Origin of the sequence: Alteromonas pelagimontana (assembly GCF_002499975.2) — a bacterium.
GTDB classification, from domain to species: Bacteria; Pseudomonadota; Gammaproteobacteria; order Enterobacterales; family Alteromonadaceae; genus Alteromonas; species Alteromonas pelagimontana.
On record NZ_CP052766.1, the window covers coordinates 2,293,533 to 2,317,908 of the forward strand.

A 24,376-nucleotide genomic window follows, 5' to 3' on the forward strand; every position below is an offset into this window, starting at 1 on the left:
CTCGCTTGCCTAGCGCAGTGCGCTGGGCGGGAATTTATCCATATCGTCATAGTCCAGGTTTTCCCCGGCCATACCCCAGATAAAGGCATAATTTGACGTACCGACACCGCAGTGAATGGACCAGGGCGGCGACAGCACAGCCTGCTCATTGGCAACAAAAATATGCCGCGTTTCGGTGGGCTCGCCCATGAAATGGCACACAGCCTGTCCATCAGCTAAATCAAAATAGAAGTACACCTCGTTGCGGCGGTCATGTTGATGGGCGGGAATGGTGTTCCACACGCTGCCAGGGTTAAGGCGAGTCAGGCCCATCTGTAACTGGCAGGTCTCGACAATGGTGTTTATTAACAATTGATTGATGTCACGTTCGTTCGAGGTTTCCAGGCTGCCCAGATGCAGCACATTGGCTTCATTTTTCCCGACTTTTTTACACGGATAAGCATGATGGGCGGGGGCAGCATTTAAGTAGTATTTGGCTGGATTGGCGGCATCGTCAGAGCGGAACTCCACATCCGGATTGTCCTTGCCGATGTACAGGGCTTCTTCTCTATCCAGAGCATAGGTAATATCGCCTACTACGACTGAGCCTGGCCCGCCTACGTTGATAACGCCTACCTCTCTACGGGCGGTAAAATAGGAGGCTTTTAGCTGATCATCGAGCACGTCCAGCTTCAATGGCTTGTCGGTGGGAACTGCACTGCCTACCATAAAACGTTCGTAGTGGCTGTAAATCCAATATACCTTGCCATGTTGCATAAGTTTGTCAGCCAGAAAGGCTTCACGTAGTTGCTCGGTGTCGTACCCTTTTACTTCTTGTTGTCCGATAGCATAGCGGACTTCATGTTCGGTGCTCATAATAAGTTCTTCCTCATGTAACAGGTTTGTTGGCTATCGCGCCAGAAAGCCGCCATCCACAGCCAGAATGTGACCATTGATATAGTTGCTCGCGCCGCTGGCAAGAAAGACTACCGCTCCCTTAAGATCTTCAGTTTCGCCCCAGCGACCGGCGGGAATACGGGCACAAATTTCTTTGCTGCGAGTTTCGTCTTCCTGCAGTGCCTGAGTGTTGTCGGTGCGAATGTAGCCAGGTGCAATGGCGTTAACCTGAACATTATGCTGACCCCATTCATTCGCCAGCGCTTTGGTAAGTCCGGCGATAGCGTGTTTGCTCGCGGTATATGCCGGCACAGTAATGCCTCCGCTGTAACTCAACATGGATGCGGTGTTTATAATTTTCCCACTTTTTTGCGCCACCATGGTTTTGCCTACCTGCTGGCTGAGCAAGAACGCAGAGTCGATATTGACTCGCAAAACGTGCTGCCACTGCTCAAGCGGAAAATCTACCGCAGGACTGCGAAAAATAGTGCCGCCGTTATTTACCAGAATGTCCAGACCATCCCATTCTGCCAACGCGGTATCTGCCAGTTGCTTCACTGCTTTCATATCTGATAAATCACCGTGCAATGCTACTGCCTCATTGCCATTGGCTTTTATTGCCGCGACAGTTTCTGCGCAACCGCCTTCGCGGGAGCTGGCGCAAATTACTCGGGCGCCGGCTTCTGCCAGAGCGATAGCCATCGCTTGACCTATTCCCCGGCTGGCCCCTGTGACCAATGCGCGTTTACCGGTTAAGCTGAAATTTGGCATATGTTTTCCTTGCGTTGTCTGTTCAAATTCCGAGTAGGATCAGAACGATTTATGGGTAAATCTTTATCATCTTCCTTTCTACTACATCGGATTAACAATGTTAACAATATTTAAAATAATTGCCACCGGTGGCAATTGTCAATATATTAGTGCAAAGTAATTACCTTCTCGACAGTAAAAATGGAGTTAGCAATGACAGCAAAATACGTAACAGGGGCCGTAATTGCCGCCTCTTTGCTGATTGGGTGTTCAGCAAAAGAAGATAATGAAAAGCTGCAGTTTTCAGTTAAAAATCCCGCGCAGGGAAGTTCGCTTCCTCAGCTTGTGTCCCTTTCTGCCAGCGACGTGCAGGGGAGTGGAGGCAAATCATTAGTGGCATCTAAGTTCCCTTCTGAATGGGTGACTGATAACCAGGGAAAGCGTACATTAAATGTGCTGATAGAATCGAAGCCGGGGCAAACTCAAGCGCTTGAACTGGCATCCGACGGCGTAGAGACAAAAGATGTCGCCTACGCGGAATTAGCGGTCAGGCAAGGTGGAAAATGGGAAGGAAAGAGTTACGAAGCCGATGGTTTTACTTTTAAAAATGTTAAAATTTTCACCTCGCCAGCGCAGTTAACCGACCATTCCTATTATCTGCGTTATGAAGGGCCGGGCTGGGAAAACGACCTCATTGGTTACCGTCTTTATCTTGATTGGCGTAACGGTATCGATATTTTTGTGAAAACGGGTAACGAACCTGTGCTTTCTGAAGTCGGACAGGATGGCTACGACAGCTACCATGAGCTCACAGAATGGGGCGCAGATGCGTTAAAAGTAGGCAAAAATGCCCTTGGTTTAGGTTCGATAGGCAGGCTTGACGGCGATACCGTGATGCACATGCAGAACGTGGATAACACCCATTGGAAGCTACTGAGCGACAATAAACTAAGTGCTTCTTTTAACGTAATTTATGAGGGGTGGGAAGTCGCCAGTAAAAAAACTGATGCTTCTACACAATATGACATTCATGCCGGCGATCCTACTACTCATGTAACGGTGTCGTTATCCACTCCTGTGGATAATCTGGTGACGGGCGTAGTGAAGCATCCGGGCGTAGAGTTTATTCAGCAAGAGTTGGGCGATTGGGGTGTCTTTGCGACCTTTGGTAAACAAAGTTTGTTAGGTGAAGACGACGAGCTGGGAATGGCAGTATTCTATCGGCTAGACCAAACCCAGCGTACCTTTGAAACGGATTACGATTATCTTGTGCAGTTTAAACCGTCAGCACAAGTAGAATATGGCTTTTTGGCTGTGTGGCCTAAGCATCCGGATAGCCCGAAAGATGCTGCGGGCTTTAAAGCGCTATTAACCGAAAAGCTAAAAGCCCTGGAACATCCTGTCACGCTTGCAAAAGCGCAGTGACAGCGCCGGTAGCAGGTGCGGTAAGAGCACGTAATTATGCTTTACCGTAGCCTGCTAGCCAGTCGGTCCACACAGGTTCAAGCCCTTGCTTTACCAGCGCTGCAGCGACGTCGGCAGCAGGACGATTATCTTCGGTATCAAACTGAGAAAGCGCTGTGGTACTGGTATCGCTATAACCACCCGGTTGAGTTTGTGAGCCAGCGGAAATACTGGTGATGCCCAGCGGGATGACGTTATCCCGAAAATGTGCAGATTCGCGGGTAGACAAACTAAGCTCCGCCTGCGGGTGTAAAATACGATGTGCGCAAATAAGCTGAACCAGTTGTCTGTCAGTGAGGGTGAAAGTGTCGGCCCCGGTGCCGCCAGCGCAAGGACGCAGACGGGGGAAGGCGATAGAAACCCGGCTGCGCCAGTAAGTTTTCTGCAGATAGCTGGCGTGTAGTGCAGTCATTATGCTGTCGGTACGCCAGTCAGCCAGACCGAGTAACGCACCAATGCCAATTTTATCCATTCCTGCTATTCCTAACCTGTCTGAGGTTTCCAGCCGCCAGTCAAAATCCTGCTTATTTCCGCGCAAATGAAACTGCGCGTAACGCCGCGCATGGTACGTTTCCTGATACACCAGCACGGCATTGATACCCAGCTGTTTAAGTTCGCGGTAATGTTCAGTACTTAACGGCTGCACCTCCATCATCAGATACGGAAAGTGACGTTTTAGCCGCGGAATCGTCTCTTTAAAATAGGCCATTCCTACTTTTGTTTCATGCTCTCCCGTGACCAGTAACAGGTTGCTAAACCCCATCGATTTAATTGCTTGCGCTTCTTGATCAACTTCCTCTAACGTCAGCGTCTTGCGCTTGATCCGGTTGCTCATGGTGAATCCGCAATAGGTGCATTCGTTGGCGCAAAGGTTCGATAGATAAAGTGGCACAAACATCGATACAGTATTGCCGAAGCGACTACGGGAAAGCTGTTTTGCGCGCTGCGCCATAATTTCCAGATAAGGCTCTGCGGCCGGCGACACCATGGCGATAAAGTCGTCAATGTCGGGATGGGAAGCGTGAATGGCAGCGTAGGCGCGTGAAGGGGTTACACTATGAACCCGCATCGCAATGTCGTCCCAGTTCTGGGTGCGTAAGTGAGTAGCGACAATCATGCTGTTTTACCTAAAAAATCGGTAAGTGGGCTTGAGGCGCTTGCCTGCAATGGGGGCGTAAATGAAGAGGTCGCTAACCCGGCTTCATAGGCCATTCTGCCGGTTATGACAGCCTGCTTAAAAGCCTGCGCCATAACCACGGGATCTCTGGCAGTGGCAATGGCTGTATTGACAAGTACTGCGTCGACGCCCATTTCCATCGCGGCGGTAGCATCGCTGGGGCAGCCAATACCCGCATCGACAATAACCGGTACGCTGGCCTGCTCCACAATAATGTGAATAAATTCCCGGGTGATCAACCCTCGGTTCGACCCAATAGGTGCAGCAAGGGGCATCACCGCTGCACAACCGGCTTCTTCCAGACGCTTACATAAAACCGGGTCGGCGCCACAATATGGCAGCACAATAAACCCAAGCTTTACCAGCTTTTCGGCGGCTTTTAGTGTTTCTATAGGGTCGGGTAGCAGGTAGCGCTGATCAGGGTGAATTTCCAGTTTTAGCCAGTTTGTACCTAAAGCGGCTTGAGCAAGCTGTGCCGCATACACCGCCTCTTCTGCTGTTTTGGCACCAGCGGTGTTAGGCAGTAGAGTCACAGGCAGCGAAGATAGAAGCTGGAGCGTCGGATCAGGCGTTTCGCCCATTTGCACCCGCTTTAGTGCCAGGGTTACCAGCTCGCTACCACTGGCGGCAATGGCGTCTTGCATGACATTTGGACGACTGAACTTACCGGTGCCAGTTAACAGGCGTGAATGAAAGGGCTTATTAGCGATGGTAAACACGGTTATCCTCCTGCAACTACATTAAAAACGTCAACATTGTCGCCTTCTTGCAGCACAACACTGGGCCAGTTTTCCTGCAAAACAATTTGCTGATTTACCGCAATTGCCAGCCCCTTTGTGGTGCTTTCCTGTAGCGGTGGAATTTCATCCAAGCGACAAGCCGCGTTACATTCGACCGGGGTGTTATTAATAATAACGAGCATTTTGTTCTCCACAGTAAGGACATTGCGGGTTGGCTGGTAAATTGAGGGTTTTCCAGGAAAAGCAACTGGCATCAAAGTAATGCATCACGCCCCATTGAATTGGCGCTGTACCGCTTAGGTACTGCAAAATAGCTAACGCCTGATATAGGCCAGCAATACCCGCTACCGGCCCTAAAATACCCTGTTGCAGACAGTTTTCTTCAACCTGCGCACTGCCAGCAAACAAACAGGCTGCGCAGCCGTGGGGGCCGCCGGGCAGAATATTTAACGCCAATGCTTTGTTACCCGTTGCCGCTGCTACGAACAGCGGAATCTTGCGCTCGTAACAGCGCTGATTGATTTGTAACCTGGCGTCAACACTGTCGGTGCAATCAGCCACCACACTGGCGTTTTCAAGTGAGCTAGCGTCTAGCTGGGCGATAGTGGTTGTCACTGGCACAACATCAACGAGCGAATTTATGTGCCGTAAGCGTTCGGCAGCGACAACCGCTTTAAGCTTTCCAATATCCTGCTGTTGATATAGCGTTTGCCGGTGCAGGTTACTTAATGCCACAGTATCAGGGTCGACAAGAACTAGCTGACCCACACCCGCAGCCGCCAAATAATGCGCGCAGATTGCTCCTAATCCGCCCACGCCCATTATAATTGCTTTCGCTTGTTTTAATCGTAGCTGGCAATCTTCGTCGAAGTTACTAAGCAAAAGCTGGCGACTGTACCGGCTATACTCTTCTTTACTCAGTTCCACGCCACGCCTCCTGCAAAGCATAAGTTTGCGCCACCGGGTCAGCACTTTCGGTAATTGCCGTTACCATGGCGGCATGGGTCACGCCGGTGTTCTTTACGTCCTGCAGACGCGCGGGGCTAATTCCTCCAATTGCCACTGTAGGAATGTTTTTGCAAAGTGAAACATACCGAGCTAAGCGGTGAATTCCCTGAGGTAATGATGCCATTTTCTTAGTGCGGGTAGGGAATATGTGACCAAGGGCGATATAGGAAGGCGCCAGCGGAATCACCCGACAAAGTTCGGCAAAACCGTGGGTAGAAACTCCTAATCTTAGCCCCGCTTCAGCGATAGCGGGTAAGTCAGCGTTTTGCAAATCTTCCTGCCCCAAATGAACACCAAAAGCGCGATGTTTTATCGCCAGTTCCCAGTGATCGTTGATGAATAACTGACAATCAAACTGCTTTGCCAAGCCTACGGCCTCTTTTACTTCACCTTCAACCGTTGCAGAGACATTTTTTATTCTCAGCTGAATTAACCTGACACCTGTAGGCAACAGCTTTCTCAACCAGTGCACGCTATCTACTACCGGATAAATAGTCGCTGAATTATGTATTAGCGGCAAAAAGCGGGGGCGATATTCAGCCGCCGTTGCGTTGGCTGAATCGTCTTTATAGGGCCTTTCATCGCCAATGCTCACCTGAGGAAAATCAGAAATATTTTCCGGCCGCCGACATATGCCCGGCACAAGCGCCCCGCGTGTGTGATAACAAGCAGAAAGCGCCTTTGATACGCACCCTTTCGCCAGACAAACGGCGTCAGGAGCCTGGTAACCCTCAGCCATAAACGCTGCCAATGCCGTTGCCAAGGTACAGCCTGTACCCCTTACGTGAGCCTCTTTGTATCTCGCCGTGGTGTAATGGTAGTGCTCGGTGAGAGAAACCAACGTATCGGTAGCATCTTTCTGCCAATCCGCGTGACCGCCTTTAATCAATACATAATCAAAGCCAAGCTCCAATAATTCACGCGCCGCCGCAAAGGCATCTTCGCCATTTTCGACTGCTAGCGCGGTGAGTTCTGAAAGCTCGTTGATATTAGGCGTAACAACGGTAACGAAAGGGGCAATGTCGGCAATAGCCCTTGCGCTTAAGCCAGAAAGCACGCCACCAGCGGAGGTCTTTAACACCGGGTCCCAAATCACGGGTAGCGCAGGGGAATGTTCTTTTAATCGTGTTAACTGGCTGGCAATCAACGCCAGTTGTTCGTCGTTGGCGACTGCACCTATTTTAATGGCATCAGGAGCGTTATCTGCCAGCAGCGCATTAAACTGATCGTTCAACAACTCGCAACATGTAGGTTGCACAGCGAACAGTGCGTGATGGCTTTGCGCGGACACCAAAGTGGTAAGGGTGCAAGGGAGGGTGTGTAACTGGCTTGCAGTAATAGTATCTCGCGCCAGCCCGGCGCCTGAACTGGAATCCATACCGCCAATACACCACAAAACGGGCAGCTTCACGAAGATTGTCCCGTTTTACTGCCGCTAATATACAGCTCAGCGCCGCCGGAATTAAAGGCTTCAGCCATTTCCTGCATGCCTTGTTTAATAGTGTCAGCTTCAGCAGCGTCCCGGACCTCCTGAGAAATCTTCATTGAGCAAAACTTTGGTCCGCACATTGAACAGAAATGAGCAACTTTGCCCGATTCCTGCGGCAGGGTTTCGTCGTGATACGCACGGGCAGTGTAAGGGTCGAGCGCCAGATTAAACTGATCTTCCCAGCGAAATTCGAATCGAGCCTTGGACATGGCATTGTCACGAATTTGTGCGCCTGGATGACCTTTGGCTAAATCGGCTGCGTGAGCTGCAATTTTGTAGGTGATCAGGCCTTGCTTTACATCTTCTTTGTTCGGTAGCCCTAAGTGTTCTTTCGGCGTTACGTAGCACAGCATGGCGCAGCCGTACCAGCCAATCATCGCGGCACCGATACCAGAAGTGAAATGGTCGTAACCCGGTGCAATATCAGTAGTTAACGGACCAAGTGTGTAAAAAGGTGCTTCGTGACAATGTTTAAGCTGCTCTTCCATGTTTTCTTTAATGAGATGCATAGGCACATGGCCAGGGCCTTCAATCATCACCTGAACATCGTATTCCCAAGCGATTTTGGTTAGTTCACCCAAGGTTCGCAGCTCGGCAAACTGGGCTTCGTCGTTAGCGTCAGCGATAGAGCCGGGGCGCAATCCGTCGCCAAGCGATAGCGAGACATCATATCGGGCACAAAGCTCACAAATTTCCCGAAAGTGAACATACAAAAAACTTTCTTCATGGTGGCTTAAACACCATTTCGCCATGATGGCGCCGCCACGTGAGACAATTCCCGTTACACGGGCCGCCGTTAACGGTACAAACGCCAGGCGTACGCCAGCATGAATGGTAAAGTAATCCACGCCTTGCTCGGCCTGCTCCACTAACGTATCGCGAAAAATCTCCCAATTAAGATCCTCAGCAACACCGTTGACCTTTTCCAGCGCCTGATAAATTGGCACTGTACCGATAGGTACGGGGCTGTTACGCAGCAGCCATTCGCGGGTTTCGTGAATATTTCGACCGGTAGACAGATCCATAATAGTGTCAGCGCCCCAGCGCGTAGCCCACACCAGCTTTTCTACTTCTTCTTCAATTGAGGAAGTCACCGCCGAATTACCGATATTAGCGTTAATTTTTACCAGAAAGTTACGCCCGATAATCATCGGTTCTGATTCAGGATGATTAATATTTGCCGGAATAATCGCACGGCCTGCTGCTACCTCTTGGCGCACAAACTCTGGGGTGATGGTATCAGGCAAGTTGGCACCAAAGTGTTCCCCGACATGCTGTTGTGTAAGAGAGTGCTCGGCCAGTGCCTCGCGGCCCATATTCTCGCGAACGGCAATGTATTCCATTTCCGGCGTCACAATGCCTTTACGTGCATAGTGAAGCTGCGTCACGCACTGCCCCTCGTGGGCAATCCGCGGCACGCGCTTATGGCTGAACCGAAAATCATCCAAGGCAATGTCCTGCTGCCGCGCTTTAGCATACGTGGAGCTTAAGTCCTGCAAGTCTCGAGTATCAGCGCGTTCGATTATCCAGTTTTCTCGCATGGATGTTATTCCCCGCCTGACATCGATTTGATTATCAGGATCGCCATACGGACCGGAGGTATCGTAAACGGGGATGGGTGGGTTAGCGGTATAAACCGGGTTGTCGCGATCGCCGGATACCAGTGAATCCGCCTGATGAATATGGCGCATCGACACCTGAATATCATCCCGCGACCCTTGCAGATGCACGCGAGTAGAATTAGGAAATGTCTGGCCGCTAAGACCACTAAGAAAAGTTTGCGCCTGTTGGCGCTGTTGACGTCTGTTTGACATAGCATTTTGCCTTTTGAGTAGGTTGAAATGCTTGTCAGGAGTGTTTGAAGGTGCTTAATGAAAATAAATGATATTACCCGCCATTCCGCCGTAATACACATTCACAAAAATCATTAAGTTGCCTTGTTCCCTTCGCAGGTATTAGCCTGATCAGGTTCAACGGATCCCGCGTTAGCGGTCTCAGCTCGTTTCGCAGATGCGAAACGGAGCACTCCGACAAGTAGTTGCTTTTAGTATAGAGGGGTAATAACGGAATTATCAACCCGTTTTTTCTATCAGTTACAAAAGAAAAATGCGATATTATCACAATTAAGGACGTTGGAATGATCACCTGGCTCTAGTCTCGAAAGCGAGTTTCTGGTAGTCTAAATGGAAATGATTGCTATTTGGTTTTAATGCCTGATGCAAATCGGTAGCAGGTGGGATACTTGTAGCGTATAAATGTGCTCCGCCAGCTTAAAGAATTAGCTTGAGAACAATTATGACATTATGGGATTTACCTTCTAAGCAACTTGCGACAATTAAGGCCATTCGCTCTGATATTCGCGAGAACGTTAAAGAACGTTTGTCAGAAATGGGGCTCGAAGACGGTAGAGATGTGCAGTGCATTCGTAAAGGTCCATTAGGAGGCCCAATCGTAATGCAGTTAGGCGGCAGTGTGTTTGCTATTGAGCAGGAACTGGCCTCTAAAATTGAAGTCGAACCGCAACACAGTTAATTTCCCTTCCTTTTTTAGTAACAGGATACGTTTTCTTCATGCAGCGCATTTTAATGGTGGGGAAACCCAATTCCGGTAAAAGCCTCCTTTTCAACCAACTGACTGGCTTGCGTCAAAAAGTAGCCAATTATCCGGGTGTTACCGTTGAAGTAAAACGAGGACAGTGTGATAAATTTGAGATCGTCGATCTGCCCGGTACCTATACATTGCGCGGCTTGTCTCGTGATGAAGAAATTGCCGTCAACGAAATTCAGAATGCCATAGAGCGGGACGATACCGCGTTGGTGCTGTGTGTACTTGACGCCACCAGGTTAGAGCGAAGCCTGGTGCTCGGCTTACAAGTGCAAAGGCTAGCCAAAGCAAAAAATAAAGCAGTGCTGTTTGCGTTAAATTTCATTGATGAAGTTCGCCGCATTGGAGAAAAAATTGATACCGATGCGTTATCTGCCGATCTGGGTAGCCCTGTGGTGGCACTGTCGGCAAGAACGTTGGACGGATTACATGAGTTCAAACAGGAAATGCTTCGGATTGCAGGTTCGCCACAGCAGTTTGTTCCCAGCAAGTCGATAGAGGAAACCGAGCCCGCTGCCCCGAAAAGCCACCAGTTGGCGAAGAGCTATGGTCTGAACTTAGATATTGTACTGAAAAATCAAAACTCGGTGGATCGGCTGCTATTGAATAGCTGGACGGGAAGCATCATTTTTCTTAGTGTGATGTTCCTGCTTTTTCAAAGCATTTTTACCTTAGCAGCGCCTTTGATGGATGGCGTGGAAACCTTTATTACCGGGTTCGCTGAAATTGTTGCTGCCATTACTCCAGCCGGTATTGTTACCGATTTCTTCAATGATGCCATATTCGGCGGGCTGGGTTCATTTTTAGTTTTCGTGCCTCAGATTATGGTACTTACCTTCATCATTGGTTTGCTGGAAGACAGTGGCTATTTAGCGCGAGCAGCGCTGATGTGTCACCGGCCGTTGAGCTTTTTCGGTCTCTCTGGCCGTAGCTTTATTCCGTATTTGTCGGGTCATGCCTGTGCCATTCCGGCAATTATGGCGGCACGAACAATAGAATCGCCTCACAAGCGGCTTGTTACTATGCTGACCATTCCACTCATGTCATGTTCAGCGCGATTACCGGTTTACGCACTGTTAATTGCAGTGCTGGTGCCCGAAGATGCTCTGTTTTTAGGTATATTTGATCTGCAAGGTGCAGCGTTCTTTGGCTTATATCTGTTTGGCATAGTGATGGCGCTGGTTGTCAGCCAGATTTTAAATCGTACCTTAGCGAAAGATTTAGAAGAGTCTGATATGCCATTTATTCTGGAGCTGCCTACTTACCGTATGCCTCACTGGAAGCCTTTGATGCATCGCGTGCTTAACAGCGGCATGGTATTTATTAAACGTGCAGCACCAATCATTTTTATGGTGTCAGTAGGTATTTGGGTTTTAGGGTATTTCCCCTTAAGCTCGACATTGCAGAATTCATGGTTGGGCCAGATTGGTCATGTCATCGAGCCCATTTTCGAGCCGATGGGGCTGGATTGGCGATATGGCGTGGCAATTCTTATGTCATTCTTGGCTAGAGAAGTGTTTGTTGGCGCGTTAGGAACCTTGTTCGGCATGGCTGGCGCCGATGAAGATGTAGTGGGGCTGGCAGAAAAAGTTCAGGCAGACGGTCTGACTTTAGGCGCAGGGCTTGGGCTGGTACTATTTTATGTGGTGGCTTTGCAATGCGTAGCAACGGTTGCCATGTTAAAAGGGGAAACCGGTAGTAATAAACTAGCTTGGGGGCTGTATGTTGCGTACGGTCTGCTTGCTTATGTCATTGCAGTTGCCGTAAACCTGATTATCTAGATAGTTGTTCTTAAGTGTGCTCACATGAAAAGGCAAAATGAGGGTATTATTAAGAACCGTCCGCAGGCTCTGTGCAGCAGGCGCTGTGCAGCAGGCGCTGTGCAACAGCATGGATGCTGCGGCTGAGCGCTCAAAGAAGGGTTTACAGCATGTTCTGCACGGTGTCTTGGTGATAACTCATACTTCAAACAGTTATTCAAATTGAAATACCACAGCGCCTGACGGGGGCGCTGTGGTTAGATATATCGCTCGCGTTTACTGCTCACGCTTACTGGACATTACCTGCAACCACTTCCTGCTCTCTTAAAGCTACTCCTTGTTTATATAAAGCAAGAGCCTGCAGGTTATCATCTCGACGTTCACTGATTGTCGCCAAAATTAATAAGTCGGTCTGGTTTTCTGACAGTTTAATGGCTTTAAGTAAGGCTTTTTCGGCTAATACATCATCACCTGCATGAAACGCGATATGGCCGAGCGTGGAGTACAGTTCGGCGTTATTTGACTCTTGTTTAATCCAAGTCTCCAGCAATTTAATTGAGGAGGATGCATTGGGAAGATTAATTTGCTTAAACAAAGGCATCAGCACCGGATTCGGCCCTTTCTTTTGCCACTCAATCAAACACTGCTGGGCATCAGAATGCATTCCCTGATCCATCAGTTGCTGGATGTAAGCGGCGCGGTAAGCATCATCATGACGAAGCTTACGAGGAAGATCTTCCCAGTACTGTTTTAGCTGATTGGCGCCTTGTTTACTGGCGATTTCCGAAAATTTGCCTTTAGCAACTCGCTGCGCCCAATGAACATAATCGTCAGCAAGCGGCTTACGCCACTGTGACAACCGGTTTTGCAGTGCCTGCCATTGTCCTAAACGCGCCATGGATTCTGCTTTTAAACGCACTACTTGCGGATGATTAGCTGATTTTTCATCCAGCGCGTCCAGCCGTTTTTGCGCCGCTTCGGCTTGACCTTCTTCTAAGTCCATTCTCGCCAGCACTAAGGTGGCAGCAATCCGGGAATGCGGGTACTCTGTCGCCTGCTCTAATAAATAACGAACCCGCTGAGGCTCATTTAACTGACGGGCAACCTGAGCCGCAGCAAGATAATTTACACCATCAAAATCGCCATCGGTCGTGCGGGTAAAAGCTTGCTTAGCCTCTTCAAACTCGCCCTCAGCCATCGCCTGCATACCGCGAAAGAACGCGCGCTGGCGTTTGCGACGGCTCCTGCCACCAAGCCATTGCCGAGACCCGCGCAGCAGGTTAAAAGAGCGTGAGAGCAGGCGTTTGATTACCCACCAGACGATGAATGCCACTACAATAGTGATGGCTAGACTCACCACCGTCATTTCGATATTCCACTGTCCCATGGAAATCAATACATAGCCTTTGTCCCCGATCACCTGGGGCGCCACTATCATGGCAAAAAGAAGTAATACAACGGTGACAACTGCAACTAAAAGCCATCTCATAAGGCGCTGGCTCCCTGCCCAAAGACTTTTTCAACCCGAGATTCCAACAGTTCTTGCAGCGGTGCCTGCGACTCCATCTGTTGCGGTAGCGTCTGACTTACATCAGCCGCCGCGAGCTTTTGGACTTCTCTGAGAAACCCTTTGATCTCGCTTTCACCTACTGCAAATTTTTTCTCTAACAATGCCGTAGCACTTTGTAACGATTGCTGGTACAAGTCATTTTGCCTGTTCATAGCAGCAGATTGCGCCTGCATAAGTTGCAGCTTCAATTGTTCCCGCGCCAGCCACTGCTGCTGTTCGCTCATTAGCGGCTCTACCGGTGTCTCGTTGCGGGTAACAGAAATAAACTGATCGGTGATAGAGTGCCAGACTGCGGCAAGATTCTGTTTCCAGTCACTAACGGATTCAGATACCTGATCTTTTGTCGCTTCCTGTTCAGGCTTTTCGAACGTATCCAAAGGTAGATTATCAATTTGCGCCAGTAATCCGGAAAGTGTTAAGGCTATTGACGTATGAGAAACGGGGTTCAGTTGTTGCAACATCTGAATATCCTGAGCAATCAGCTTGCGCACCGGCAATACCGAGGGATCGGTCAGTTCTTGTAATCGTTGGTCTGCATTGGAAAGTAGCATTATTGCGGTCCGAATATCTTGCTCTAACCACAATTTACGTCCGGCCATTCTTACCAGGTAATCCGCTTCAGCAATTAACCAGTCGGCGGGACGACGGCCTTCCATATTCTGAATTTCAGCCAAAGCCTGCTCACTTTGCTGGCTGAGCGTTTCACTTTTAGCCACAAGATCGTTAACCGACTTCGCCAGTTCAGTTTTGCTAGTTTCAAGTGCCTTAAGCTGTTGCTGAAGGGTAGTATTAGTGCGGTTTAGCACTTCCAGTTTCTGTTGCTGAGCGACCTGCGCGTCATATAAAGCCTGATTGTCAGACTGGCGCTGATACACATACCAATAACCGGCGCCAGCGAGAGCCAGAGTCAGTAATAAGGTGAGCAGCAATATTGTCCATAATCCGCCGCGGGAACGGTGACGGTGCGCTTTCTTGGAAGCAGGGGATGCAGGTGACGCTGTATTGGCTGTAGTAGTCTCGTTATGCTGTTCATCAGTTACGGGTATCAATGCGTCTGAATCCTGATTGTTATCTTTTTTGTCCGCCATGTCTTACTCCCAATTATCCTTTACCCACTGTATCAGTGCCCTGTCACTGGCACCATGACAAACTGCTACCTTTGTTATGTCCAATTCGCGCAGGCCCTGCGCCACGCGCTCACTGACGGTTACCCAAGGTTGCTGGCGCAATGCATCATTGTCATAGTGGGCAAAAAGATGCCCTGCCATTTCGCCACTTGTTGCAATAATGCCTTTTACGTTACGCCAATGCCAAAGGTTTGTTTCCAGCGGCTTTTTAAGCACTACCCGCTGATAAACCGTAACCGCATTAACGTGCGCTCCGGTTTTCTCTAAATGCTCCAGTAATGTGGTGCGTCCGCCTTCACCTTTAATGACCAGAATACTTTTATCTTTCACGTTTTTAAGTTCAGATAATGCCAGTAATCCTTCCGTTGTATGTTCTTCAGGGACGCGGGCGTGCACGCCCAGTTTTTGTAAACAACGGGCAGTGCTGTCACCCACAGCAATTACCGCTATAGCAGGGTCAAGAGTACGCAGGGTTTCAGTACATGCCTCACAGGCAAACGTACTGGTAAAAATGATGCAGTCCGGGAGCGGGCGAGCTTGCGCCAAATTGCTGAACTGCTGGATACCAGCTTGCAACCACTGAATATCCACCGGTGCCAGCGTGGTGACGCGTACTCCTGCATCGGTAAAAGCTTGCTGACTGGTTGCTGCCTTGGGTCTTGGTCGGGTGAGCAAATACATAAAGTCGGGTTCTGCCTAAAGGTAAAGCGCTTTTAAAATTTCTCCGGCCCCCTGTTCCAGCAGCGCATCAGCAACATCTACGCCGATTTCAGAGGCATTGGCTTTACTGCCAGTGGCAGAGGCAAATAAAAGCTCGCTTCCGTCGGGCTTACCCACCATTCCTGTAAGGGTCAGGGTGTCTTCATTTACAGTAGCAAAACTGCCAATAGGAACCTGACAACCGCCTTCCAAACGAGCATTCATGGCGCGTTCGGCGGTTACTCTGATATGCGTTTCTTCATGATTTAACGCACTTAAAAGATCAATAAGTTGTTGATCGTCATTGCGACATTCAATACCTACCGCGCCCTGACCAACCGCGGGAAGAGAGACTTCCGGCGGCAGCTCCTGAGCGATTCGACCCTCCATGCCCAAACGAATGAGTCCGGCGGCGGCAAGAATGATGGCATCGTATTCTTCATTATCCAGCTTTGCCAAACGCGTATTTACGTTGCCCCGTAAATCCCGAATGTACAAATCAGGGCGATTTCTGCGGATCTGGCATTGACGACGCAAACTTGATGTCCCGACTACCGCTCCCTGCGGCAGCGCATCCAGTGACTCGTAGTGATTGGAAACAAACGCATCGAAAGGACTTTCGCGCACGCAGATGGCGTGTAAGCCAAAATCGCTGGGAAAGGCAACGGGTACATCTTTCATCGAATGCACAGCAATATCTGCTCGCCCTTCGAGCATGGCAATTTCAAGCTCTTTAATAAACAAGCCCTTACCGCCGATTTTTGCCAGGGGCGTATCAAGAATTTTGTCCCCCTGGGTACTCATGGGAACCAGTTCTACCGAAAGATCAGGATGATGAGCAAGCAGTTGATCGCGCACATATTCTGCTTGCCATAGTGCCAGCGCGCTTTTACGCGTAGCGATTCGAAGTGTGCGGTTGCTGCCTGTCATTGAACGAGAGGAGGTCATAATGTTCCTGAAATTGCTGTAATCGGGGTAATTGTACCTAACTTGCTAGCATGTAGACCAGTTGCCTTTATCACTTACTACCTAATGCATAGTATCTATATATTCGATTGAGCCTTAAAAAATTAACAGAACACTTTTTCCAACCAGCTAGCAATATCCTGAATCTCCTGATAACAGACATTGTGCTGCATATTGTATGTTGTCCAGGTGGCGTTAAAGCCATTGTCTGCCAAAATTTTATAAGCAGCGTTACCAAGAAAGTGCGGCACCACTTCGTCGTGATCGCCGTGCGCCATCATTATTGGCGTTGTTTTATTGGTGTCACTAGCTTGCGCGGCAAGTTTGTCCGGTTCGCACATATAAGTGGATAGCGCCATGATGCCTGCCAGTTTGTGTTTAATCCGTGTGCCCAGGTGCAGTGCAATAACGCCGCCTTGAGAAAAACCGCCAAGCACAATTCGTTCAGCGGCAATACCTTGGCTTATTTGATTGTCAACCAAACGAGAAACTGCTGCTGCCGATTCCTGTACTCCGGCTAGATCTGCGCGGCTGTTAAAGTCGAAAGATTTAATATCATACCAAGCACGCATCTGCATGCCGTTATTTATTGTTACCGGGCGTTCTGGTGCGTGAGGAAAAAGAAAACGCACTGCCAGACTTTCGGGTAACTTGAGTTCTTTTACTATCGGGGCAAACCCGTGTCCAGAATCACCTAAGCCATGCATCCAGATAACACAAGCGGTAGGGTTCGGTCGAGTACACACTTCTACAAAGGGGAGTAAGACTTCTGACATTCAATGGCTTCCTGAAAAAAGATTATATGCCGTGAGCGTTGTGCAAACCGATCCCGTGGTTGCGCACTATAGTAGGTTAATATTACGACGTTACAATGGGTATGCTACCATTGCGAAATAAAATGACCACCCCAGAAAAACGACAAAGTTATAATCATGGCTTCATTACTCGGCAATCTATTTATACTGGCGGCACCGTCTGGCGCAGGAAAGTCCAGTCTTATTAAAGCGTTACTTGAAAAGCACGATGGCGAAGACGCTTATCCCATGCAGGTTTCTGTTTCCCATACCACCCGCAAACCCAGACCGGGCGAAGAAGATGGCGTCCATTATCATTTTATCAGTCGCGAACAGTTCGAGAGCCTTATCGAACAAGGCGTGTTCTTTGAGTGGGCCGAAGTCTTTGGTAACTATTACGGCACCTCGCGGGTAACAATTGAACAGACACTACATCAAGGAATCGATGTATTTCTGGATATAGACTGGCAAGGCGCGCGTCAGGTGAAAAAGCTGTTGCCTGATACCTGTGGCATTTTTATTTTGCCGCCTTCTACAGCCGTATTAAAAGAACGGCTTACCCGACGTGGCCAGGATTCTGAAGAGGTAATTGCTAACCGAATGCGTGAAGCAATTTCAGAAATGTTGCATTACGACGAGTTTGATTATGTATTAATCAATGATGATTTTTCCACTGCTCTGGCGGAGTTGGAAGCAATTGTTTGCTCTGGGCGATTGCGTACCTGTAAGCAGAATATGCGGCATTCTGCGCTACTGGAAGATTTGTTAAATACCTGACATAAGCAGTAAAACAAAATTTCTGCTGCAAAAGCGCCCTCAGGGCTATGAGAATAACTGGTTGTGTTATATACTACGCGGCCGTTTTTAGTAACTCGTTCACATCATTTCGGAGATAGACATGGCCCGCGTAACCGTAGAAGATGCCGTAGATAAAGTTGGTAACCGCTTTGACCTTGTCCTGGTTGCAGCCCGTCGTGCAAGACAATTAGCAACGGGTGGGAAAGATCCCATGGTTGATGCTAACAATGATAAACCCACTGTAACTGCACTTCGTGAAATTGAAGAAGGTTTTGTGAACGCTGGTACGCTGGAGCAGGACGAAATGCGCGATCATGAGCAACAAGAGCGTGCTGATTTTGCTTCTGTAGCAAACATTCTGTCTGATCAGTAGTCAACCAGCCAAGGTTGAAGCCAGCTCTGACATCGCCAGTGGTCTGAACCTCAGATTCACTGGCGTTTTACCATTGGCAATCCCTACAATTCTACGTATTCTGTCAGCTCTTATTCTTTTTACTGGAAATCGTCAGTCGCCGTGTATTTATTCGAGGGACTAAAACAGAAAATTTCTGATTATTTGCCACCCGATCGCGTGCAGTTGGTGCAGGGCGCTTTTGTGCTTGCGCATGAAGCTCATGATGGACAGATGCGCTCAAGTGGCGATCCTTATATTACCCATCCTGTTGCTGTCGCTGGCATTCTGGCCGATATGCACATGGACCATGAAACGCTAATGGCGGCTTTACTTCATGATGTTATTGAAGATACTCACTATAGCCAGGACGATTTGGCAGGGGCGTTCGGCAATACGGTAGCTGAATTGGTCGAAGGCGTCAGTAAGCTTGATAAAATTGCCTTTAGCAGCAAACAGGAAGCCCAGGCGGAAAACTTCCGTAAGATGATGATGGCTATGGTGCAGGATATTCGCGTTATCCTGATCAAACTAGCTGATCGCACTCATAATATGCGCACCTTGGGATCGTTACGCCCAGATAAGCGCCGGCGCATTGCTCTTGAAACGCTGGAAATCTATGCCCCCATTGCCCATCGCCTGGGTATTCACGATGTTAAAAACGAGCTGGAAGATTTAGGCTTTCTGGCGATGTACCCTATGCGCCATCGCGCGCTTAAGTCTGCAGTTAAACAAGCGCGGGGAAATCGTAAGGAAATTATCGAAAATATTCGCCAGGAGCTTGCCACTCGACTGCAGGAATACAAAATTGAATCTAAGGTTATTGGCCGCGAAAAGCATTTGTATTCCATTTACCGGAAAATGAAAAATAAAGAACTGATGTTCAACGAGGTAATGGATATTTATGCGTTTCGCATAGTGGTCGATACGGTAGATAACTGCTATCGCTCATTAGGCGCCATGCACAGCCTGTACAAGCCTATTGAAACCCGCTTTAAAGACTATATTGCCATTCCCCGCACCAACGGCTATCAATCCCTTCATACCTCTTTGATTGGGCCGCATGGTATTCCCGTGGAGGTACAGATTCGTACTTACGCTATGGATCAAATGGCAGATAAAGGCGTCGCAGCCCATTGGATGTATAAAGAGCCCGGCGACAGTGACACCACCGCACAGCTACGGGCGCGCAAATGGATGCAGACTTTGCTGGAATTACAGCAAAGTGCCAGCTCGTCTTTTGAATTTATCGAGTCGGTAAAAACGGATTTGTTTCCTGAGGAAATTTACGTATTTACTCCCGACGGTAGAATTATTGAGCTTCCTATGGGCGCCACGGCGGTAGATTTTGCCTATGCTGTACATTCAGATGTAGGTAACACTTGTGTAGGCGTAAGGGTGGAGCGTCGCAATTACAGCTTAAGCAAGCCGCTTGAAAACGGTCAAACGGTTGAAATTATTACGTCGCCCAAGGCCAAGCCTAATGCTAACTGGCTGAATTTCGTTGTCAGTGCCCGGGCAAGAACCCGAATTCGCCAGTATTTGCGTCGCCAGCATTCACAGGAAGCGGTGAATATGGGGAATCGCTTGTTGCGCCATGCCTTAGGTTTAGCAAAGCTGGATGACATTGCTCAGGAAGATATTGATCGGGTAGTACAGGAAACCAAGCATCGCGATTTTAACGATCTTTTAGTTGATATTGGACTTGGCAACGAACTTAGCGCGATTGTCGCCAGGCGACTGCTCGGCGAAAGCGCCGATTTACCTGATAAAAGAGGTAATGTTGCCATTCGGGGAACCGAAGGGTTATTGGTGCATTACGCCCGATGCTGCCACCCCATACCGGATGATGAAATTGTTGCCGTCCTGAGTCCGGGGCGAGGCATGACGATTCACCAGACCGGTTGCAACAATATTCGCAAACTGAGTAAAGAAGAACCGCAGCGGGTATTACCTATGCAGTGGGACGATCGGCCGCAAGGTGAATTTAAAGCGTCACTGCGAATAGAACTTTATAATCATCAAGGGACGCTTGCTACCTTGACCAACATGATTTCTGGCTGCGATTCCAATATTATAGGTCTGCAGACAGAAGAAAAAGAAAGTAATATTTATTTTATTGATATTGAACTGACTACCCATAACCGGGTGCATCTGGCGCGTATCATGCGCAAAATCAGAACTATGCCTGAAGTACAAAAAGTTTCCAGACACAGTCAGTCGAGACATCAACCATAACTTAAACAGGATTCACTATGTCTAAATCTATTATTCAGACCGACAAAGCACCGCAAGCTATCGGCACCTACAGCCAGGCAGTTAAATCAGGCACCACCGTGTACCTTTCCGGTCAGATTCCTTTGGTGACGGAGACCATGGAGCTCGTTCCCGGTGACTTCGCGGCGCAGGCGAAACAGGTTTTTGAAAATGTTAAAGCAGTATGCGAAGCCGCTGGTGGTACCATTAATGATTTGGCGAAAGTAAATATTTACTTACTTGACCTATCCCATTTTGCTTCCGTTAATGAAATTATGAGCCAGTATTTCAGTAAGCCTTATCCAGCTCGCGCAGCCATAGGCGTAAAAGCGCTTCCCAAAGGCGCGCAAATAGAAATTGACGGCGTCATGGAGCTGCCGGAGTAACTATGTCGCCAGAGCGGTATCAGCGTATTTCCGATATGCTGGCAAAGCGACAAACGGATCTCACCGTTTGCATAGAAAACGTGCATAAACCGCATAATGTTTCTGCCATTGTGCGTACTTGTGACGCGGTGGGCATCCATCGTGTTCATACAGTATGGGAAAAGAAGTACAAAATGCGCGGCGCCACTGCTATGGGAAGCCAGCATTGGGTAAGAGCCACCAATCACGATTCCATTGGTAACGCAGTCTGCGCGCTTAAACAGCAGGGTATGCAGATTCTCGTCACCCATCTTTCTGATACCGCAATCGATTTTCGCGAAGCCGATTACACGCGACCTACCGCGGTCCTGTTTGGGCAAGAGCGTTATGGCGTGACCGATGAGGCCATTGCAATGGCCGATCAGGATATCGTTATTCCCATGATGGGAATGGTGCAGTCGCTGAATGTGTCGGTAGCAGCTGCTTTAGTGCTATATGAGGCACAGCGGCAACGCCAGATAGCCGGTCTTTATAACACCATTCATTTACCAGAAGCGGAGCGTCAAAAGTTTTTATTTGAGCGGGGCTATCCTCGACTACGCGCGCTATGTATGCAAAAAGATCTGGCTTATCCACATATTAATCATGTTGGTCAGATTGAAGCGAATGAAGGGTGGTGGCAACAGCTTCAGCTAAGTTCAGAAGCAGTGCGTGCGTTAGAAGTCGACGAAGCTGCGAATTAACACCAATTAGGCGCTTCAAAGAATAGCGCTACGGTTGCAAGTTGCCGATGCAATAAAGACGGGCCCCTTACGGAGCCCGTAGATGAAAGAATTACTGCAGGGTTATTACTCCTTTTTGCACGCTTTGAGTATCAGCATACTGCGGCTGACCTTCTCCCACCGATACTTCCAATCTCCCTTTGTAGGGCTGCTTTTCGCCTGAATTATCGATATAAGTAAGTTCATCTGCAGGTATGGTAATGCTTACCGTGCGGGTTTCACCAGCTTGTAACGTGGTGCGGCTAAAGCCTTTCAGTGCAACATTGGGTACTCGTACGGGTGCATCTGGCATGCGCAGGTAAAGCTGTGTAACCTCGTCGCCGGCGCGCCCGCTGGTATTGGTGACATCAACAGAAACCGTTAACTCGTCACCGCTTGTCAGTGTTTTCGGAAGCGCTAGCGATGAATAGTTAAAGTCGCTGTAGCTAAGGCCGTAGCCGAAGGGATAAAGTACATCGCCACCAAAATAGCGGTAGGTGCGATTTTCCATGGCATAATCATCGAAGTCCGCGAAACCTTCAATATTCTTGTAGAAGGTAACCGGAAGGCGACCTGACGGATTGGCCTCTCCCCACAATATACGAGCCAGTGCAGTACCCGTGGCCTCACCAGGATAGAAAGCCTGAACAATAGCGTTCAAGTTTTTATCAGACCAGTTTAATGCCATGGCGCTGCCGCTGAAGTTTACCAGCACGACAGGTTTTCCTGTCGAGTGAAGCGCCTTCAACAGTTCCTTTTGCACTTCTGGCAAATCGATATCCGTGCGGTCGCCATAGTTAAAGCCATCGAGCTTCACCGGCATTTCTTCACCTTCAATGCGCGGAGAAATACCTGCCATAACTAACAATACATCTGCGCTACGGGCCGTATCCAGAGCATTCTGTAGCAGGTTTTCCGATTCATTCACCCATTGCAAGGTAAATTGCTGGCGCATAATAGAAGAGGTATTGCTAATGCGATCATCAGCAAATATTTTGCTGACTTTGATAGCATAAGATTTCCCCGCTTCCAGTTGCACAGCGCTATCGATAGTTTTACCGTCAATGGAAACGTCGGCATCATCACTAAAACGGTATTGGCCGGAAGTCTCTGGCACCAGTGTACCTTGCCAGACTACCGCGAAGTCTCCAAGAACAGAATCATCCACGGGGGATTTTTCAAAGTAAAAATCCAGTGCTTTGTCTATTCGAGTGACTTTGGGATCACCGTTGATGATGCCTTCAAAACTTAACCGGGTGAAATCGGTAACGGGGCTGCGTTCGACAGCATAATATTTACCCACCAGGCCGGGTGCTAATCCGCCATCTCCGGTTTTATGAAAAAGTACCTTTTCATCGAGCACCTGCCCATGGCCGTAAATATCTTCAATAATAGGACTGCCTGGTGCGTAAGTGACATTTTCCTTACCCAGATATTGCTGGATCCCTTCAAGGGGCGTCACCGCTTTTATGGGTAAGCCATTGTAGTTGCCAAGCAGTACGTCAACGTTGTTCGCATTGGGGCCGATAACTGCGACTTTCACGCCTTTTTTCAGCGGCAACAGGCCATCGTTTTTTAATAGAACCAGCGCCTGTTCTGACGCTTTCTGCGCCAGCGCTAAATGCTGCTCTGAACCCACAACACTCATTGGAATGTCACTGTAGGGCACCGCTGCTGCATCATCAAACATGCCCAGCTTGAAACGGGTCATGAACAATCGCTCGACTGCCTGATCAATAAGTTCTTCACTGATAAGACCCTTTTCTAACGCAAAGTTCAGGCTGGCAAAAGTGCTAAGACGGCCGGTTCCACAGTTTAGATCAGTGCCTGAGGTCACGGCCCAGGCAGCGGCAGCCGCGGGGGCTTTCACCACGTTATGAGCATCGGGGTCATAAAAATCGGCAATTGCGCCACAGTCAGACATTACATGTCCGTCAAACTGGTATTTTCCCCGCAGAATCTCTTTGAGCAGCATATCGCTGCCACATGCGGGCATACCATTTACCCGGTTGTAGGCGCACATTACCGCTTCGACATCGCCATCTACTACGGCTTTTTCAAATGCAGGTAAATAGGTTTCATATAAATCTTTGTCACTCACTACGTAGTTGTCTGAGTGGCGGCTTATCTCAGGCCCGTTATGCACGGCAAAATGCTTGGCGGTGGCTGCAGATTTTAAATATTTAGCATCATCGCCCTGCAAACCATGAATAAACTGCACGCCTAACTCGCCGGTTAAAAAGGGATCTTCACCGTAAGTTTCCTGGCCCCGGCCCCAACGTGGGTCGCGAAAAATATTAATATTGGGCGACCAGTAAGTCAGACCTGTATAGCGATAGCGAACATCGTTATCAGCGAAAAAATGGTGTTTGGCTCTACCTTCGTCAGATATCGCGGTGGCAATATCCAGCATCAGGTCTTTATCCCACATGGCAGCCATACCAATAGCCTGCGGGAAAACCGTAGCGTTGCCAGCCCGGGCGACACCATGTAAGGCTTCATTCCAGTAGTCGTACGCGGGTACATCAAGTCGTGGGATAGCCGGTGTATCGTTATACATCTGGCTGATTTTTTCGTTAATAGTCATGCGCGATACCAGGTCTTTCACCCGGGTTTGCATGTCCAACTCAGTATTTTTATAGGCAGGAGCGGCTTCCTGCGTATTGGTTTGCTGGGATGAGGACCCGGCACAGGCCGTAAGGCTTAAAGCCACTACCAGTGATATCACAGTTTTTTTCATAGCATTAGGTTCGTCAGTTCGCAGACCTGCCACCTTACTGG

The 24,376-nt window shown here is 48.9% G+C and carries 22 protein-coding genes and 1 riboswitch; of the genes, 8 read left to right on the top strand and 14 right to left on the bottom strand.

Annotation, left to right across the window (positions count from 1 at the left end; all coding sequences use genetic code 11):
- Positions 1–9: 9 nt before the first annotated feature.
- Both kduI and kduD read right to left on the bottom strand, forming a co-directional pair.
- Positions 10–855 carry a 5-dehydro-4-deoxy-D-glucuronate isomerase gene (kduI, locus tag CA267_RS10205; protein ID WP_075607581.1) on the bottom strand — a complete coding sequence of 282 codons (846 nt, stop codon included), beginning with the start codon at positions 853–855 and terminating at the stop codon, positions 10–12.
- A gap of 33 nt (positions 856–888) precedes the next feature.
- Positions 889–1,647: a 2-dehydro-3-deoxy-D-gluconate 5-dehydrogenase KduD gene (kduD, locus tag CA267_RS10210; RefSeq protein WP_075607580.1), complete on the bottom strand. Its 759-nt coding sequence runs from the start codon at positions 1,645–1,647 to the stop codon at positions 889–891.
- 192 nt (positions 1,648–1,839) lie between these two features.
- On the opposite strand from kduD, the gene CA267_RS10215 reads away from it, so the two are divergent.
- Complete coding sequence (locus tag CA267_RS10215) at positions 1,840–3,051, top strand: DUF4861 family protein (protein WP_075607579.1); 1,212 nt, start codon at positions 1,840–1,842, stop codon at positions 3,049–3,051.
- Between the two features lie 34 nt (positions 3,052–3,085).
- Here CA267_RS10215 and thiH read toward each other — a convergent pair whose 3' ends face one another.
- From thiH to thiC, 6 genes are read right to left on the bottom strand one after another with little or no spacing between them, the layout of a single operon-like run.
- Positions 3,086–4,207, bottom strand: coding sequence for a 2-iminoacetate synthase ThiH (thiH, locus tag CA267_RS10220; protein WP_075607578.1), 1,122 nt, complete (start codon positions 4,205–4,207; stop codon positions 3,086–3,088).
- Positions 4,204–4,986, bottom strand: coding sequence for a thiazole synthase (locus CA267_RS10225; protein WP_075607577.1), 783 nt, complete (start codon positions 4,984–4,986; stop codon positions 4,204–4,206). The genes thiH and CA267_RS10225 overlap by 4 nt, the downstream gene beginning before the upstream one ends.
- A 2-nt stretch (positions 4,987–4,988) precedes the next feature.
- On the bottom strand, positions 4,989–5,189 hold the full coding sequence (gene thiS, locus CA267_RS10230) for a sulfur carrier protein ThiS (RefSeq protein WP_075607576.1): 201 nt from the start codon (positions 5,187–5,189) through the stop codon (positions 4,989–4,991).
- Positions 5,173–5,934 carry a HesA/MoeB/ThiF family protein gene (locus CA267_RS10235; protein ID WP_170669049.1) on the bottom strand — a complete coding sequence of 254 codons (762 nt, stop codon included), beginning with the start codon at positions 5,932–5,934 and terminating at the stop codon, positions 5,173–5,175. The genes thiS and CA267_RS10235 overlap by 17 nt, the downstream gene beginning before the upstream one ends.
- Positions 5,921–7,426 (bottom strand): thiamine phosphate synthase, encoded by a 1,506-nt coding sequence (gene thiE / locus CA267_RS10240; protein ID WP_083638214.1) that lies wholly within the window; start codon positions 7,424–7,426, stop codon positions 5,921–5,923. The genes CA267_RS10235 and thiE overlap by 14 nt, the downstream gene beginning before the upstream one ends.
- The gene (gene thiC, locus CA267_RS10245) at positions 7,423–9,318 is read right to left on the bottom strand and encodes a phosphomethylpyrimidine synthase ThiC (protein WP_075607573.1); all 1,896 of its coding nucleotides are present in this window, start codon (positions 9,316–9,318) and stop codon (positions 7,423–7,425) included. Before thiC ends, thiE begins: the two co-directional genes overlap by 4 nt.
- Before the next feature lie 110 nt (positions 9,319–9,428).
- Positions 9,429–9,544: riboswitch (TPP riboswitch) on the bottom strand.
- Between the two features lie 243 nt (positions 9,545–9,787).
- Between thiC and CA267_RS10250 the strand changes: the two genes are divergently transcribed.
- Both CA267_RS10250 and feoB read left to right on the top strand, forming a co-directional pair.
- A complete protein-coding gene (locus tag CA267_RS10250; protein WP_143269313.1) occupies positions 9,788–10,036 on the top strand; it encodes a FeoA family protein in 249 nt (82 codons plus the stop codon).
- 38 nt (positions 10,037–10,074) lie between these two features.
- Entirely contained in the window at positions 10,075–11,889 is a 1,815-nt protein-coding gene (gene feoB, locus CA267_RS10255) for a ferrous iron transporter B (protein WP_075607571.1), read from the top strand.
- Between the two features lie 268 nt (positions 11,890–12,157).
- Here the strand turns inward: feoB and CA267_RS10260 are convergent, their stop codons facing one another.
- The 5 genes from CA267_RS10260 to CA267_RS10280 form a co-directional block, all read right to left on the bottom strand.
- Positions 12,158–13,357 (bottom strand): heme biosynthesis HemY N-terminal domain-containing protein, encoded by a 1,200-nt coding sequence (locus tag CA267_RS10260; protein ID WP_075607570.1) that lies wholly within the window; start codon positions 13,355–13,357, stop codon positions 12,158–12,160.
- Positions 13,354–14,526: a uroporphyrinogen-III C-methyltransferase gene (locus tag CA267_RS10265; protein ID WP_075607569.1), complete on the bottom strand. Its 1,173-nt coding sequence runs from the start codon at positions 14,524–14,526 to the stop codon at positions 13,354–13,356. Before CA267_RS10265 ends, CA267_RS10260 begins: the two co-directional genes overlap by 4 nt.
- A gap of 3 nt (positions 14,527–14,529) precedes the next feature.
- Complete coding sequence (locus tag CA267_RS10270; protein WP_075607568.1) at positions 14,530–15,246, bottom strand: uroporphyrinogen-III synthase; 717 nt, start codon at positions 15,244–15,246, stop codon at positions 14,530–14,532.
- Positions 15,247–15,261: 15 nt separating this feature from the next.
- The gene (gene hemC / locus CA267_RS10275) at positions 15,262–16,194 is read right to left on the bottom strand and encodes a hydroxymethylbilane synthase (RefSeq protein WP_075607567.1); all 933 of its coding nucleotides are present in this window, start codon (positions 16,192–16,194) and stop codon (positions 15,262–15,264) included.
- Positions 16,195–16,334: 140 nt separating this feature from the next.
- Positions 16,335–17,006, bottom strand: a complete 672-nt coding sequence (locus CA267_RS10280) for an alpha/beta hydrolase (RefSeq protein WP_075607566.1) — start codon at positions 17,004–17,006, stop codon at positions 16,335–16,337.
- A 156-nt stretch (positions 17,007–17,162) separates the two neighbouring features.
- On the opposite strand from CA267_RS10280, the gene gmk reads away from it, so the two are divergent.
- The 5 genes from gmk (at position 17,163) to trmH (ending at position 21,577) form a co-directional block, all read left to right on the top strand.
- Positions 17,163–17,801: a guanylate kinase gene (gmk, locus tag CA267_RS10285; protein ID WP_075607565.1), complete on the top strand. Its 639-nt coding sequence runs from the start codon at positions 17,163–17,165 to the stop codon at positions 17,799–17,801.
- A gap of 121 nt (positions 17,802–17,922) precedes the next feature.
- The gene (rpoZ, locus tag CA267_RS10290) at positions 17,923–18,195 is read left to right on the top strand and encodes a DNA-directed RNA polymerase subunit omega (RefSeq protein ID WP_075607564.1); all 273 of its coding nucleotides are present in this window, start codon (positions 17,923–17,925) and stop codon (positions 18,193–18,195) included.
- Between the two features lie 141 nt (positions 18,196–18,336).
- Positions 18,337–20,451, top strand: coding sequence for a bifunctional GTP diphosphokinase/guanosine-3',5'-bis pyrophosphate 3'-pyrophosphohydrolase (gene spoT / locus CA267_RS10295; protein WP_075607563.1), 2,115 nt, complete (start codon positions 18,337–18,339; stop codon positions 20,449–20,451).
- A 17-nt stretch (positions 20,452–20,468) separates the two neighbouring features.
- On the top strand, positions 20,469–20,855 hold the full coding sequence (locus CA267_RS10300) for a RidA family protein (protein ID WP_075607562.1): 387 nt from the start codon (positions 20,469–20,471) through the stop codon (positions 20,853–20,855).
- A 2-nt stretch (positions 20,856–20,857) separates the two neighbouring features.
- Complete coding sequence (gene trmH / locus CA267_RS10305) at positions 20,858–21,577, top strand: tRNA (guanosine(18)-2'-O)-methyltransferase TrmH (protein ID WP_075607561.1); 720 nt, start codon at positions 20,858–20,860, stop codon at positions 21,575–21,577.
- A gap of 91 nt (positions 21,578–21,668) precedes the next feature.
- Here trmH and CA267_RS10310 read toward each other — a convergent pair whose 3' ends face one another.
- The gene (locus CA267_RS10310; protein WP_097349098.1) at positions 21,669–24,335 is read right to left on the bottom strand and encodes a glycoside hydrolase family 3 C-terminal domain-containing protein; all 2,667 of its coding nucleotides are present in this window, start codon (positions 24,333–24,335) and stop codon (positions 21,669–21,671) included.
- Positions 24,336–24,376: the final 41 nt, after the last annotated feature.

What these genes read in the sequence shown, in the direction of transcription:
- kduI (WP_075607581.1), bottom strand. Translation starts at nt 855, where the DNA reads ATGAGCACCGAACATGAAGTCCGCTATGCTATCGGACAACAAGAAGTA.
- kduD (WP_075607580.1), bottom strand. Translation starts at nt 1,647, where the DNA reads ATGCCAAATTTCAGCTTAACCGGTAAACGCGCATTGGTCACAGGGGCC.
- CA267_RS10215 (WP_075607579.1), top strand. Translation starts at nt 1,840, where the DNA reads ATGACAGCAAAATACGTAACAGGGGCCGTAATTGCCGCCTCTTTGCTG.
- thiH (WP_075607578.1), bottom strand. Translation starts at nt 4,207, where the DNA reads ATGATTGTCGCTACTCACTTACGCACCCAGAACTGGGACGACATTGCG.
- thiS (WP_075607576.1), bottom strand. Translation starts at nt 5,189, where the DNA reads ATGCTCGTTATTATTAATAACACCCCGGTCGAATGTAACGCGGCTTGT.
- thiC (WP_075607573.1), bottom strand. Translation starts at nt 9,318, where the DNA reads ATGTCAAACAGACGTCAACAGCGCCAACAGGCGCAAACTTTTCTTAGT.
- feoB (WP_075607571.1), top strand. Translation starts at nt 10,075, where the DNA reads ATGCAGCGCATTTTAATGGTGGGGAAACCCAATTCCGGTAAAAGCCTC.
- CA267_RS10260 (WP_075607570.1), bottom strand. Translation starts at nt 13,357, where the DNA reads ATGAGATGGCTTTTAGTTGCAGTTGTCACCGTTGTATTACTTCTTTTT.
- CA267_RS10265 (WP_075607569.1), bottom strand. Translation starts at nt 14,526, where the DNA reads ATGGCGGACAAAAAAGATAACAATCAGGATTCAGACGCATTGATACCC.
- CA267_RS10270 (WP_075607568.1), bottom strand. Translation starts at nt 15,246, where the DNA reads ATGTATTTGCTCACCCGACCAAGACCCAAGGCAGCAACCAGTCAGCAA.
- hemC (WP_075607567.1), bottom strand. Translation starts at nt 16,194, where the DNA reads ATGACAGGCAGCAACCGCACACTTCGAATCGCTACGCGTAAAAGCGCG.
- CA267_RS10280 (WP_075607566.1), bottom strand. Translation starts at nt 17,006, where the DNA reads ATGTCAGAAGTCTTACTCCCCTTTGTAGAAGTGTGTACTCGACCGAAC.
- gmk (WP_075607565.1), top strand. Translation starts at nt 17,163, where the DNA reads ATGGCTTCATTACTCGGCAATCTATTTATACTGGCGGCACCGTCTGGC.
- rpoZ (WP_075607564.1), top strand. Translation starts at nt 17,923, where the DNA reads ATGGCCCGCGTAACCGTAGAAGATGCCGTAGATAAAGTTGGTAACCGC.
- CA267_RS10300 (WP_075607562.1), top strand. Translation starts at nt 20,469, where the DNA reads ATGTCTAAATCTATTATTCAGACCGACAAAGCACCGCAAGCTATCGGC.
- trmH (WP_075607561.1), top strand. Translation starts at nt 20,858, where the DNA reads ATGTCGCCAGAGCGGTATCAGCGTATTTCCGATATGCTGGCAAAGCGA.
- CA267_RS10310 (WP_097349098.1), bottom strand. Translation starts at nt 24,335, where the DNA reads ATGAAAAAAACTGTGATATCACTGGTAGTGGCTTTAAGCCTTACGGCC.